General features: G+C 39.6%; 15 protein-coding genes. 1 reads left to right on the top strand and 14 read right to left on the bottom strand.

Annotated features, from left to right (window positions below):
- Nucleotides 1-15: 15 nt before the first annotated feature.
- From IGI46_RS14915 to IGI46_RS14975, 13 genes are all read right to left on the bottom strand, one after another.
- A complete protein-coding gene (locus IGI46_RS14915) occupies nucleotides 16-1,431 on the bottom strand; it encodes a S41 family peptidase (RefSeq protein ID WP_429963838.1) in 1,416 nt (471 codons plus the stop codon).
- Between the two features lie 80 nt (nucleotides 1,432-1,511).
- A complete protein-coding gene (locus tag IGI46_RS14920) occupies nucleotides 1,512-1,733 on the bottom strand; it encodes a YozE family protein (protein ID WP_207705162.1) in 222 nt (73 codons plus the stop codon).
- 49 nt (nucleotides 1,734-1,782) lie between these two features.
- A complete protein-coding gene (locus IGI46_RS14925) occupies nucleotides 1,783-2,376 on the bottom strand; it encodes a YpmS family protein (RefSeq protein WP_429963839.1) in 594 nt (197 codons plus the stop codon).
- Nucleotides 2,377-3,279 carry an SGNH/GDSL hydrolase family protein gene (locus IGI46_RS14930; RefSeq protein ID WP_429963840.1) on the bottom strand — a complete coding sequence of 301 codons (903 nt, stop codon included), beginning with the start codon at nucleotides 3,277-3,279 and terminating at the stop codon, nucleotides 2,377-2,379. It lies immediately after the preceding gene.
- Between the two features lie 144 nt (nucleotides 3,280-3,423).
- Complete coding sequence (locus IGI46_RS14935; RefSeq protein ID WP_207705165.1) at nucleotides 3,424-4,266, bottom strand: DegV family protein; 843 nt, start codon at nucleotides 4,264-4,266, stop codon at nucleotides 3,424-3,426.
- A 113-nt stretch (nucleotides 4,267-4,379) separates the two neighbouring features.
- Entirely contained in the window at nucleotides 4,380-4,880 is a 501-nt protein-coding gene (locus IGI46_RS14940) for a dihydrofolate reductase (RefSeq protein WP_429973746.1), read from the bottom strand.
- A 9-nt stretch (nucleotides 4,881-4,889) separates the two neighbouring features.
- A complete protein-coding gene (locus tag IGI46_RS14945) occupies nucleotides 4,890-5,837 on the bottom strand; it encodes a thymidylate synthase (protein ID WP_429963842.1) in 948 nt (315 codons plus the stop codon).
- 1 nt (nucleotide 5,838) lies between these two features.
- Nucleotides 5,839-7,725 (bottom strand): ABC-F family ATP-binding cassette domain-containing protein, encoded by a 1,887-nt coding sequence (locus IGI46_RS14950; protein WP_429973747.1) that lies wholly within the window; start codon nucleotides 7,723-7,725, stop codon nucleotides 5,839-5,841.
- Between the two features lie 91 nt (nucleotides 7,726-7,816).
- Nucleotides 7,817-8,404 carry a MarR family winged helix-turn-helix transcriptional regulator gene (locus tag IGI46_RS14955; protein WP_429973748.1) on the bottom strand — a complete coding sequence of 196 codons (588 nt, stop codon included), beginning with the start codon at nucleotides 8,402-8,404 and terminating at the stop codon, nucleotides 7,817-7,819.
- A gap of 309 nt (nucleotides 8,405-8,713) precedes the next feature.
- The gene (locus IGI46_RS14960) at nucleotides 8,714-9,166 is read right to left on the bottom strand and encodes a hypothetical protein (protein ID WP_207703242.1); all 453 of its coding nucleotides are present in this window, start codon (nucleotides 9,164-9,166) and stop codon (nucleotides 8,714-8,716) included.
- Nucleotides 9,167-9,225: 59 nt separating this feature from the next.
- Entirely contained in the window at nucleotides 9,226-9,603 is a 378-nt protein-coding gene (locus IGI46_RS14965; protein ID WP_429963845.1) for a thioesterase family protein, read from the bottom strand.
- Nucleotides 9,596-10,816, bottom strand: a complete 1,221-nt coding sequence (locus tag IGI46_RS14970; RefSeq protein ID WP_429963846.1) for a CCA tRNA nucleotidyltransferase — start codon at nucleotides 10,814-10,816, stop codon at nucleotides 9,596-9,598. Before IGI46_RS14970 ends, IGI46_RS14965 begins: the two co-directional genes overlap by 8 nt.
- Nucleotides 10,813-11,157 carry a nucleotide pyrophosphohydrolase gene (locus IGI46_RS14975; RefSeq protein WP_429973749.1) on the bottom strand — a complete coding sequence of 115 codons (345 nt, stop codon included), beginning with the start codon at nucleotides 11,155-11,157 and terminating at the stop codon, nucleotides 10,813-10,815. Before IGI46_RS14975 ends, IGI46_RS14970 begins: the two co-directional genes overlap by 4 nt.
- Nucleotides 11,158-11,270: 113 nt before the next feature.
- Here IGI46_RS14975 and IGI46_RS14980 point away from each other — a divergent pair, with 113 nt between their 5' ends.
- Nucleotides 11,271-12,158, top strand: a complete 888-nt coding sequence (locus tag IGI46_RS14980) for a YitT family protein (protein WP_429963847.1) — start codon at nucleotides 11,271-11,273, stop codon at nucleotides 12,156-12,158.
- Between the two features lie 46 nt (nucleotides 12,159-12,204).
- On the opposite strand, the gene IGI46_RS14985 is transcribed toward IGI46_RS14980, so the two are convergent.
- Nucleotides 12,205-12,765: a YpiB family protein gene (locus IGI46_RS14985; protein ID WP_207703247.1), complete on the bottom strand. Its 561-nt coding sequence runs from the start codon at nucleotides 12,763-12,765 to the stop codon at nucleotides 12,205-12,207.
- Between the last annotated feature and the right edge of the window lie 3 nt (nucleotides 12,766-12,768).

The raw sequence follows: 12,768 nt of genomic DNA on the forward strand, positions 1-12,768 counted from the left end.
GAGAAAACTCTGCTGTTAAGATAAAACTTCTATTGCTCGTTTATACGCAGTATCGTTGGCTTTAACTAGTTCAAACAACTTTTCTTGAATGACCTGAGAAGTTTGAACATCCACCGCACCAGTTGCAGGTAAGTTATTGTCAGTTTGAATTTGAATGACGGCTTGACGGGTATTCTCATCAAATTGATCGCCTTCTGTCTCAAAATCCAAAGCATTTAGCATCGCATTCAAATTAGTAATAACTTCTCCCTGATCGCCTATACGCCAATTTGATTGGCGAGACAACGGTGGCAAGCTAGCATAACCAGGCTTTCCAACCTCAATCGTTGGTTCAATTCCTTTTTCATTAATCCAGTCCCCCTCTGGTGTTAACCATTTTAAAATAGTCAGCTGAACATAGCTCTCCTCACCAATAGGCTGTACATTTTGAACGGTTCCTTTACCAAAAGTTCGAGTACCAATAACCGGAATATCTTTACTTTTAATAGCAGCAGTCAATAATTCTCCCCCAGCAGCCGTTTCCTGGTCCACAAGAAAAACCACAGGTTCTTTGATTTTAAAACCGGAATCGATTTTCTTATCGGCCTTTTCTACACCGACAGTTTCCTTTTCGTCCGCAAATTGAACAATCGTGTCGCCATCTGCCAAAAAATAACTAGCAACACGTTCAGCTTCCGTTAACAGACTGCCAGAGTTTTGCCGTATATCGATTACAAAAGAAGTTGCTCCGGCCTTGCGTAATTCTTCAATAGTATCTCGAAATTCGAGTGCGGTTGTTTCACGAAAGTTCGTTAATTGAACAACTCCAATTTCAGAATTTTCTTGGTCCATTTGCCCTTGAACGGTCTCGTTGGGAATAACGCCCCGTTTGATACTGACACTGAACTTCTCAGTTCCTCGCTGAATCATTAAATGAACCTCGGTCCCTTTTTTGCCGCGAATTGAACTTGCAGTCTCATCCAGCGATTGTCCTTGGGTAGATACCCCATCAATTTCTAAAATGATATCTCCCGATTTAAGTCCAGCCTTTTCTGCTGGTGAATCTTTGATTGGCACCTGATCAATTGTTGGCAAGCGATCTTTCAACTGCAAATTAGCACCAATTCCCTCAAAGCTTCCCGAAACTGCTTCATCCAACTTCTTAGTTTCTTTAGCAGATAGAAATTCCGAATACGGATCATTCAAGGATTCCGTCATACCCGACAAGGCTCCTTTAATCAGGTTTTCTTTATCTACTTTTCCCACATAATTTGTACTAATCAAATCATAAAGATCTTGAACCTCATCTAATTCACTGCGCGTAACTTTGATGACCGATTCCTGATGGGTAAACTGTGTTTTTTCTAAGAAAAAAACAACTACCGCTGTGAGTACAATGGTACAAAATAAGGAAACTAGATAGAAGGATAAAGAAACTGTTTTTTTCTGCAAAACACAACACCCTTTCACTTATTTTCATCATAGCACGAGTAAAAAAAAAGGAAAAGCCCTCTCAGACTTTTCCCGTTAATTTATTGATTATTTTCGAGATAATACTCCCAAAGCTGATCAAACAAATCCATTGAATCAATGTAGTTGGTATTCAATTCCAAGTAATCGGCAACTTCATGATAATCTTCCGATTGTTTGGGAAACATAATATCCTTACTGACAGCCGCTGCAAAGGCTTGCTTAGGATCCTTCAGATTGTTCCCACGCTCTGTCAGGATATAATGATAAAAACTTCTTCTCATAGGTCACTCCATCATTCTTAATAAATACTGAGTCAACAAAGTTAGTGCGTTACTTTTCTTTTGGTAAATATAAGCTAAACTGAATGTCGTCGCCTACCAAATCGATATGATCGGCTTTTATGAACATGCCATTTTTCATTTTGAATTGATCTAATTTTAATTCAATAGTTTGATCCTTCGCTGACACTTCCACCCAATCCGGGAACTTGTAACTGCGAGTAATCATCGACATCACTTCACTTATCGGCAAATTCAAGGTCCCTATAGAAAGATCTCTTGCCTTCAACTGTACATTTCCATTGTCCATAACATAGGGATCGAAATAAAGATAAAAGTTTATTTTTGCACCTAGAAAATTGAATTGCCCATTAAGCAGGGCTTGGTTTTCTAAATAGAATTCATACTTAACATCTGAATCCTTTTGAAAATCAGTTAAAAAATAATCCATTACAGTGTTTAATTTCTTTTTGTCCATGTTCATGGTTAATACTGGTGAGCCTTCTGGAACCGTTGTAGCGCTGCTTGGCGGCAAGTTGGTCTCACGAGTAGAAAAGATTCGGGTAGTCAAGAAAATTCCGCTACCTATTAAAATACCGACTAACACTAAAAAGGCAATCTTCCATCCGTTTATTTTTTTCCTCATTTACTTACGCTCCTTCAACAGCCATAATTCATTGGTTTTAATCATTTCTTCTTTTACAGCATTTGCCATTATTTGATAACCAAGATTGTTAGGATGGAAATTGTCTCCATCGTATAATACATTGTTCTTAACAGTTGCTCCTTCGGTAGTCTGCTCAGTTGAGGATTCATTTGAAGAATCAGCTGTCGAATTCATAGTTGCACTGTTCTTCGTGCTGCCTTCAGGTAACCCTTTGTAAAGCAGATCATTTACCGGCACAAAAAAGCTATTTCTAGTTTCTTCCGTTAAGTCTTTAGTTGCTTCATTCCAGTTATCTACAACAGTTTGCATTTCTTTGATATCAGAAAAGTTTAAATAGTAAGGATTGTATATTCCTAGAATATAGATTGGTGCGTTTTTATTCAACTTTCGAGTTTCAATCAGAATTTTTTCAACATTTTTTTGATACTTTTTAATCGACTGATTGAATTTTTTAGCCGAGGTTGCGGTAATATTTTTTTGGAATGCCTGTAATAGGTCATTACCGCCAACCGTCAATGTTATCATATCAGCACTTTCCAGACTACGTCGCAGCTCTTCATCTTTATTAAGTCGTTTAAGAATCTGATCGCTTCGCTCGCCGGAAATCCCAAAATTTTCAGTCTGAACCGTTGAAAGATTGTATTGATTTTTTAAGCTGTCTGCGACTAACGGAACGAAACCACCACGATTGGTTTCATCGCCTACGCCTTGTGTCAGTGAATCCCCTAAAGCCACAAAATGAACCGTTTGTTTATAGTTATCATTGTCACTGCGTGTTTCTGCTTTTATCAGTGATCCAGCCTTAGGTAATAAAAAAGACAAGCAGACGAAGGTTAGTACAGCAGTCACTATTGGAATCAGTGGTGTGACATATTTTTTCAATGTTTCGCCTCCTCATTGAATTAAGAAAGGCTTCGCAAACTCAATCAGTTTGGAAACCTTATAGCATTAACCTTACCAAAGCAGGCTAATCAAGTGACCTTTCTTTATCGATAAAAAAGGCCTCTATGGATAGAGGCTTTTTTACTATTCGGTATAGTACATAATCGCAAATGCGTCTTTGCCAGTATGAGTGGCTACGATTGGATTTGTATGCAAAACCGGAATTTCCATTTCAGGAAACATTTCTTGTAAAGTATTTTTTGCTTCTTCAATAAAATCGGTTCTACCTGTATGAGAGATCCCGATACGTTTAACATGAGCAAACTTGCTCAATTCTTCTTTGAAGGTATCAAGCCATTTACTAAAGGTTTTCTTACCACGACCCTTAACCACTGGAATTAAAGCCCCGTCCTCCAGCTCCATGACAACTCGAATATTTAGCATGTTAGATAAAACACCTGTGGCACGACTTACTCGTCCACCCTTAACTAAGTTGTCCAAAGAAGAAATGCCGATAAACAATCGACTCTTTTCCTTCACTTGTTCAACAGCTGCCAGCACTTCTTCTAAGCTGGCTCCAGTTTGAGCCAGTTCAGCAGCGCGAATAACCTGAAAGGCAAGTGATTGGTCAATAAACCCACTATCAATCACCGTTACATCACTATTGGTCAAAAAAGTCGCCTGACGCGCAGCCTCAACAGTACCACTTAAGCTTTGGGTCATGTGGATTGAAACAATTTGACTGCCATCTTTTCCCAGCTCATCATATAATTCCGCAAAGTAACCAATTGGCGGTTGACTGGTTTTAGGCAATGCATTGGCTGCTGCCATCATATCCATAAATTTCTCGCCCGTCAATTTATCATCATCGGGATACACCACATCGTCAATCATCACTGACAATGGGATGACTGTAATATCTAATTCTTCTTGGTATTTTTTTTCAAATGTACAAGAAGAGTCTGTAACAATTTTAACTCTAGACATTCCTATCCTTCTTTCCAGATCGTTTTGAAATTAATCTCAGTATAGCAGAGAGCTTAAAATAAATCATGGTAAAGCACACATTTTAAAGAATCTTGAAAAAAACCGAACCCCTTTTAGGTCCGGTCTTTGTTATTCTTATAAACTTCAAACACATGAGGGTAAGGATTTTTTTCGTCAACCGTACCTTGGGTTTGTTTGATTAACTGCCAGTTATTCCAATCGATTGAAGGGAAGTAAGCATCCCCTTCAAAAGCGTGGTCAATGGTTGTCCGGTATAAGAAATCACATTGAGGTAAAAAATCTTGATACACTGCTGACCCACCAGCAATATAAGTAATCATTTCAGTTTGTTGACTGTAGTGTAGAACTTCTTCTAACGAATGCATTACCAATACTTGATTATTCTCATATGCGGTATTATGGGTTAAAACAATCGTTTGACGGTTAGGAAGCGGCCGACCACCCATTCCTTCAAAGGTCTTGCGCCCCATAACAATCGTATTGTTTACAGTTTTTTCCTTAAAGAAACGCAAGTCATTTGGCAAACGCCATGGTAAGTGATCATTTTTACCAATTACCCCATTCTTGTCTTGTGCCCAAATTGCAATTAACATAGCTTTCTCCTAAACCGCAACCGGCGCTTTAATTGCCGGTGCTGGTTCGTAATCTTCAATTTGGATATCTTCCATCTCAAAATCAAAAACCGATTGCTTCTTTTGATTCAAGCGTAAGGTTGGAAAAGCCTTTGGTGTACGGCTTAGCTGTTCCTGCATTTGTTTTTCATGGTTGGAGTACAAATGAGCATCGCCTAAGGTATGGACAAAATCGCCTACTTCTAAATTCGTCTCATGGGCAATTAAATGAGTCAACAACGCATAGCTGGCAATATTAAATGGAACACCTAAAAAGACATCCGCACTGCGCTGATACAGCTGACAACTCAATTTACCATCATTTACATAAAACTGAAACATCGTGTGGCAAGGAGGCAAGGCCATTGACGGAACATCTTCAGGATTCCATGCTGAAATAATCAACCGACGTGAATTGGGATTCGTTTTGATCATTTGAATGACATCTCCCAACTGATCAATAAAACCACCGTCTCTAGTCTCCCAATGACGCCATTGTGAACCGTAAATATTTCCTAATTCTCCATATTTTTCCGCAAAAGCTTTATCCGCTAGAATTTTCTCACAAAATGCTTTCATTTCTGCTTGATACTGCTGATTGAATTCTTCATCCTGCAAAGCACGATGACCAAAGTCAGTCATATCTGGTCCTCGGTAGTCTTCAGACTGGGTGTAACGTTCAAAGGCCCATTCATCCCAAATATGATTGTTGTGCTGTAAAAGATAGCGAATGTTGGTATCCCCTTTGATGAACCACAGCAATTCACTTTTAATTAAACCAAAAGGTACCCGTTTCGTAGTTAACAACGGAAACCCTTCACTTAAATCAAAGCGCATTTGATAGCCGAAAAGACTCTTAGTTCCAGTTCCCGTGCGATCGCCTTTTTGATGACCCTCTGTTAACAATTTTTCTCCAAGATCCAAGTATGCTTGTTCCATCTTATTGTCCCTCCATAAGTTCACTTAAATATTCCCAACGGGTCATTTTGTCTTCCAGCTCTTGTTCAGTCTCTGTGATTGCCTGCTGCAGCTCCTGCAGTTTGGTAAAATCATCGCCTTGATGATTCATATCCTCGGTTAGATTATCAATACGCTGTTCAAGCTCGGCAATCGTATCTTCTATGGTTTCCCATTCTTTTTTTTCATGATAGGACAATTTCTTTTTCTGGGGTTTCTCTTTTACTGAGGCAGGTGCTTTAGCGGTCTTTTCCGCTTTTTCCCGCCGAGTTTGCTTGTCTAAATAATCAATGATGGAACCAAAATAACTTTCAATACTGGCATTGCCGTTGAAGATCAGCAGCTTTTCGGCTACCTTGTCTAAAAAGTAGCGGTCATGAGAAACAGTAATGACTGCTCCAGGGAAATCCAACAGATAATCTTCCAGCACGGTTAAAGTAGCAATATCTAAATCATTGGTGGGTTCATCCAGCAGTAGAACATTGGGTTGCTGAATCAATAATTTCAGCAAGTACAATCGGCGTTTTTCACCACCGGAAAGTTTGCCGATTACAGTACCATGCATGAACCGTGGAAATAAGAACCGTTCCAGTAATTCGGCTACACCAATTTGACTGCCATCCCGCTGCTTCACCTCTTCGGCAGCTTCCTGCAAGTAAGCAATCATCCGCTGCTCAGGATTCATTTCTTCATTTCGCTGCGTGTAATAAGCTAAACGAACCGTCTCGCCTACTTCTAAAATTCCGCTGTCAATTTCAATTCGGCCGGCTAGAATATTTAACAAAGTAGACTTACCAGCGCCATTTTTCCCAGTGATTCCTAGACGTTCTCGGGCTTGAATTAACAGGTCAAAATGCTCCAGCAGCTGTTTGCCTTCAATTTGATAAGAAGCATCCTTCAGCTCCAGAACTTTTTTTCCTAGCCGAGTAGTGGCGATATTCATTTCCACCTGACCGTCGGTTTTAACTTGGTGCAGGTTTTCCTCTAAATCTTCAAAGCGATGAATCCGGGCCTGCTGCTTGGTGGTTCGAGCTTTGGCACCGGCACGCATCCAGGCTAATTCCTGCTTGTACAGTTGCACTCGTTTACCTTCTTGCTCTTGTGCAACCCGATCTCTTTCTGCCTTCTCTATCACATAAGCTTCGTAATTTCCCTGGTACTCATAAAGTTTGCCAAAAGAAAGTTCAAAAATCCGATTGACCACGCGATCCAAAAAGTAACGGTCATGGGTCACCATTAAGAGGGAACCTTGATAGTTCTTCAAATAATTTTCCAGCCACAGAATCGCTTCGTAATCCAAATGGTTGGTTGGTTCATCCAGCAGCAGTAAATCGGGAGCATCAATCAATACCTGAGCTAAGCCCACTCGCTTAACTTGTCCACCAGACAATTCTTTAATCTGCTTGTCCAAGGTTGCAATGCCCAGTTTGTTCAAAATAGACTTGGCTTCACTGTCGGCATTCCAGGCATTCTGTTCATTCATGGCTTCTTCAGCTTTTGCAAAACGCTCCTGCAATCCAGCGTCCAATGTATCCTCATTCAGATTCATCAGTGCCTGCTCATAAGATCGAACGGTTTGCATTAAAGGATTGTCGCCTTGGAAAACCGCGTCCAGAACAGTCATCTCAGGAGGGAAATCCTGTTCCTGAGCTAAATAGCTGATCCGGTAATCGCTGCCTTTCTCAATAGCTGATACATCGCCATCTCCGCTATCTAAACCAGCTAAAATCGTTAACAAACTGCTTTTTCCGGTTCCATTGACCCCAATCAATCCAATTCGATCCTTTTCATGGATTAAAAATGAGATGCGATCAAATAGAGTTTTATCACCAAAAGTTTTATACAAATCGGTTACGCGTAATTCTTTCATTCGAATCATCCTCAATTTTTCTCTTTGGCTATTGTAACAAAAAAAGAGCTGCAAAGGAATGCTTCTGATCCCTTTACAGCCATTCATTTTTTTATTGCCAGAAACCAGTAAAATGTTCTGGATGGAAATGATGATGACCTGGACCTCTTCCTGGGCCGTGTCCATGTCCTGGACCATATCCGCAATTCGGACCATGATGGTGATGTCCTTCTCCTTCGAAACCGTGACCGCCGCCAAAGGTTTCTGGATCTTCTTCCATTTCGGTATTTAACTCTTCCAATAATTTATCGATTAATCGGGCAAATTCTGCTTTTTCTTCTTCACTAAACTGAGCAAATAATTCCTCGTCTAAAGCAGGATTTTCATCTAGCTTATCAGCCGCTCCCTGACCAGCTTCCGTTAGACGGACAATCATCACTCTGCGATCGATCTCAGATACTTCCCGGGTAATCCATTCTTTGTCTTCCAGCTTTTGCAAAAGCTCGCCAACAGATTGAGGTCGCATGCCCAAAACAAAGGTTAAGTCCTTTTGAGAAATTTCCGGCGTCATCTTCAAAAGAGCCAATACTCTGCCTTGGCCTCGATGCGGACCTAACGTTTGATTCTTAGCCATTTGTCTGTGGTGATAGCGCCGTAATTCATGTTGCATCTTCATTAATTGTTCACTTAAGTTTTCCATGGTAATTCTCTCCTTTTTAGTAAGGTACCTTTCTTTATAATCTTATTATACAGGTACCTGATTAATATTGCAAGTCTTCAGGTACCTTTCTTTTTTAAGTTTTTCTTATGTCAGGGATTTTTCTAAAAAAACTCATTTTTCGATAGATTGGAAAAATGAGTTGGATCGTTGTTTGCCTATCATTCTGGTAAATTGCTTGGTTTTATATATTGTGGATTTTTTAGTTTGGAGTTTATTATTTTGTCTGCTGGGAGAAGTAGAACTAACAAAAAAAGCCAAACGGGGGAATTCCGTTTGGCTGCGAGTATTTTAGAAACGATCGCCGTATACGTCGTCGACAGTTTTTTCAGGGTCGATTACGATGTATAGACTTTTTGTTTTTTCTGATTCTTTGGTTGATTGATAGATATTGTCTAAGCCTTCGTTATCTTTGTCCTTGTAAGGGAAGTATACTGAATCTGGGTGACCGCTACGGTAAATGATTTCCATACGTTCGATGTCTTCAAATTTTTTCGCACGATCAAACATTCCCATTTCCAAACCACCTAAGTTGATATCAGCTGTTTGAACATGGTCGCCTTCTTGATAGATTTCAATTTTGAAGCCGGCACACGGATGAATTTCAACAAACTCGCTGCCATTGATGCGGCCAAAACTTGTCGTAATTTGTTTAATCCACAAATCACCAATATATCGACGTTCGATCGTCCAAGTTTCTCCATTGCGGAAGTAAAATTTTAATGCAGTCATTTCTCTAGCCATAGTCATTCTCCTAACAATAATTAGTGTAATTTAATCATATCACACATTATAGCAAACGGTCACATATTGTGATTTTCCTTCATTTTTCTCATGAATTGCTCATTATCGACAATTACCCTCGTGTGAAGGGCTTGGCCGATCATTTTCGCGTTCTCATAGGCTTCAATTTGGAACGTCACTTTTTTGTTGGTGTGCTCAGTAATGACCGCCTGGACGTTAATGGTAGCTCCAACTGGTGATGGGCCTAAATGCTTCAGCTCAACGGAGGAACCTACACTTGTTTCTTGATCAGACAATTGCGTACTTAGCAGTTCCTTGGCACAGTTTTCCATCATAGCTAGTAAAGCTGGGGTTGAAAGGACTGGCAGGTCGCCTGATCCGACCTTTTCAGCTGTGATATTTTCTGTTACATCGTAAGAAAGCATGTGTTTATCCATGGGTTTCCTCCTCCATAAAGGCTTGAGCAAAATTCAGTAAAGCTGTTTGGTCATTCACTAGATTTTTTTCAATGACTTCACGTTCCATAGCACGTAAAACCTTGTTAATCCAGGGGCCTTTAGGATAATCGAATTGTTGAATCAGCTCATCACCTTTAAGAACTAACTCTTGCAGATTATGAATAGCTAAATTTTGGTACATTAAGCGAACTTTTGCTTGATTAGGTTCCTTGCCAAAGTAAAGCAGCAAATGCTCAACCGATACGGCAAGTTCACGACCCAACTGATACAAGTTCCAGTTATCCCATTCTTGGTTAAGACGGAAAGATAAGGCTGGAACCATTAGACTGACATCCTTGATTAATTGATTGGAACATTTCCATTCCTTCATAAAAACTTTGATTTGGTCTTGCTTCAGGCCCAGCATTGCAATCAAAAGTGTCCAAGCTTGTTTTTCTGTAGGGATAGAAGGACCGATTAAATCTGCAAATCGCAGAAGCGCTTCACCATAATTGCTCAAACCAGGACAGTAAACATAGCATTCGGATTCAACAAAAGCTTTTACTCCTGCTTGACGGGAAGAGCCCATCAGTAATTTTACAAATTCGACATTTATCCGTTCTATAGAAATCTTAGCCAGCAATGAATGATATTCACGAATTGCTTCAAAGGTTTCAGGATCCAAGCTAAAACCTAATTGACTAATAAAACGCAAACCTCGCATCATCCGCAAGGCATCCTCGTGGAAGCGTTCATAGGGGTTGCCAACAGCCCGGAGTTTTCTAGACCGCAAATCGCTTAAGCCATCAAATAAATCAATCACTTCGCCGTCAATTCCTACAGCCAAAGCATTAATAGTAAAATCTCTTCGTTTCAAATCTTCTTTTAAAGAGCGGACAAATTCCACATGATCTGGTCGACGAAAATCTTGATAAGTAGACTCCGTTCGAAAAGTCGTCACTTCATAGGTAGTATCTTTTGTGACCACCATAACTGTTCCATGCTGGATTCCTACATCGATTGTTCGGCGAAAAAGCTGCTTAATCTCAGCTGGAAACGCACTAGTGGCAATGTCCACGTCATGAATGGGTTTATTTAGTAAAATATCCCGAACACTGCCCCCGACATAATAAGCTTCAAATCCTGATTCTTGAAGTTCCCGTAAAATCGGCATCGCGCCCTGAAATTCAATTGGTAATGTATCTAATCTCATTCGTTTGCCCCTTTGCCATCTTTACGTTCGAACCTAAGGCGATCCCGCTGATTGAATTTTTCCATATTTTGGTCAAAGATTTTGGTTAGATTAATGTCCATTGAATTAGCCATAATCAACGTAACGAACAAAACATCACCTAACTCTTCGGCAACAGTTTTAGGTTCTTCCTCAATTTTTTTTGGCTTCTCGCCATAATAATGGTTCACTTCTCGCGCCAATTCACCGACTTCTTCAGTTAAACGAGCCATTTGAGCCAAAGGAGAAAAATAACCTGTTTTAAATTGTTGGATGTATGTGTCTACTTCTTTTTGCATCGCTGCTAATGTTTTTTCTTCCATCAAACCACCTCCATTCTATCTTAACAAAAATGGGCTTTGTTTCCTATCAAGTTGTTGTAAGTATTTGTCTTTCATGATATGTTGAATGAGGAGAATTGCTAGAGGAGGGGCTTATGAAAACAACAACTATAACACGTGCAAAGGAAGTTTTTTTCATCGTTTTCGGGACAGCTATTTATGCTTTTGGTTTGGTCTATTTAAACATTGCCAATCATTTAGCTGAAGGCGGCGTTACCGGGATCACCTTGATTATTCGCGCACTTTTTGGCATCGATCCTGCCTACACTACACTGATTATTAATATTCCTCTGATTTTGATAGGTGGACGAATTTTAGGAAAACGGTCATTTTACTATACAATTTTAGGAACGGTCAGCTTATCTGTTTTCTTGTGGATTTGGCAGAGAATCCCTTTCGCCATTAACCTTGATCACGATTTGTTTATTGTTTCGCTGCTTGCGGGATTATTTGCTGGATTTGGAAGTGGACTTGTTTATCGTTATGGTGGCACAACCGGCGGTGCTGATGTTATCGCCCGAATATTAGAACAGAAAAATGGCTTTACAATGGGAAAGTCATTGCTTATTTTTGATGCCATCGTTTTGCTTATGTCCTTAAGTTATCTTGATTTGAAACGAATGATGTATACCTTGATCGTGTCCTTTGTGTTTAGCCGTGTAGTGGATGTTCTGTCTTCCGGAGGATACGCAGCCAAGGGGGTAATGATCATTTCTAATCAAAGCGAAGCGATTGCCGCTTTGTTAATGGAGCATTTAGAGCGTGGTGTTACTTACCTGCATGGAGAAGGCGGATTTTCTTCTGAAATGAAAAAGATCGTCTATATTATTGTTTCTCAGCAAGAACTGAATGAAGTGAAAAAAATTATTCATTCTGTGGATGAACACGCATTTATTTCAATTATCAATGTTCATGATGTAGCTGGAGAAGGTTTTACTTATTTGAAACCGCATCGTCGGAGATTTTTCCTAAAAAAACCTTAAAAAGAATGGCAGGGGCTTATTAATCAGATAGCCTCTGCCATTCTTTTTATTTAGTTACTTCATCTTCGCAAATTGACATCTTTAAACGATTAATCTCATTAGATAATTCCAAAAAGGCCTCTTTTTCACCCTTCTCTAATGCTTGATTGATTTGATTGGTTAATAATCGCAACTTCGCTTCTTTTTCTTCCCGAGCAATGTGCTCTTCAACTTCACGAATGATTTCTTCACTGACAGAATCGTTCCAGGAAGCTTCTGGATTATCTTCAAGCACTGATAAGTATTGGGCGTTTTGCCATGAATCAGGAAAAACACATTCTAAATATAAGGGCTGAGTCCAATGCAAACGAATCTCGTGAAAAATTTGATCGCTATTCGAAAAAGTTTGACCATGAACATGTAAACTCATGGGCTCATCTTCTTGTGTAATATCCCGGATGGTTAATCCACGTTTTGTGTAGTTGGCATTTTCGACAATATGAACATTTTTCAAAATAGTTTCATGATTAATTAAATAGTTCAAAATCCAGATAACTTCCCGTCTACGAAAGGAAATATTGTTGATTAACCAAACGAGGAACTCTCTTTTTTCAGTTACATCAATCATCTA

Origin of the sequence: Enterococcus sp. AZ163, from assembly GCF_050498925.1 — a bacterium.
Taxonomy (GTDB): domain Bacteria; phylum Bacillota; class Bacilli; order Lactobacillales; family Enterococcaceae; genus Enterococcus_A; species Enterococcus_A ferrettii.

Excerpts from the sequence above, each read along its gene's own strand:
- IGI46_RS14920 (WP_207705162.1), bottom strand. The coding sequence starts at position 1,733 with ATGAGAAGAAGTTTTTATCATTATATCCTGACAGAGCGTGGGAACAAT.
- IGI46_RS14925 (WP_429963839.1), bottom strand. The coding sequence starts at position 2,376 with ATGAGGAAAAAAATAAACGGATGGAAGATTGCCTTTTTAGTGTTAGTC.
- IGI46_RS14935 (WP_207705165.1), bottom strand. The coding sequence starts at position 4,266 with ATGTCTAGAGTTAAAATTGTTACAGACTCTTCTTGTACATTTGAAAAA.
- IGI46_RS14940 (WP_429973746.1), bottom strand. The coding sequence starts at position 4,880 with ATGTTAATTGCAATTTGGGCACAAGACAAGAATGGGGTAATTGGTAAA.
- IGI46_RS14945 (WP_429963842.1), bottom strand. The coding sequence starts at position 5,837 with ATGGAACAAGCATACTTGGATCTTGGAGAAAAATTGTTAACAGAGGGT.
- IGI46_RS14950 (WP_429973747.1), bottom strand. The coding sequence starts at position 7,725 with ATGAAAGAATTACGCGTAACCGATTTGTATAAAACTTTTGGTGATAAA.
- IGI46_RS14955 (WP_429973748.1), bottom strand. The coding sequence starts at position 8,404 with ATGGAAAACTTAAGTGAACAATTAATGAAGATGCAACATGAATTACGG.
- IGI46_RS14960 (WP_207703242.1), bottom strand. The coding sequence starts at position 9,166 with ATGGCTAGAGAAATGACTGCATTAAAATTTTACTTCCGCAATGGAGAA.
- IGI46_RS14965 (WP_429963845.1), bottom strand. The coding sequence starts at position 9,603 with ATGGATAAACACATGCTTTCTTACGATGTAACAGAAAATATCACAGCT.
- IGI46_RS14970 (WP_429963846.1), bottom strand. The coding sequence starts at position 10,816 with ATGAGATTAGATACATTACCAATTGAATTTCAGGGCGCGATGCCGATT.
- IGI46_RS14975 (WP_429973749.1), bottom strand. The coding sequence starts at position 11,157 with ATGGAAGAAAAAACATTAGCAGCGATGCAAAAAGAAGTAGACACATAC.
- IGI46_RS14980 (WP_429963847.1), top strand. The coding sequence starts at position 11,271 with ATGAAAACAACAACTATAACACGTGCAAAGGAAGTTTTTTTCATCGTT.
- IGI46_RS14985 (WP_207703247.1), bottom strand. The coding sequence starts at position 12,765 with ATGATTGATGTAACTGAAAAAAGAGAGTTCCTCGTTTGGTTAATCAAC.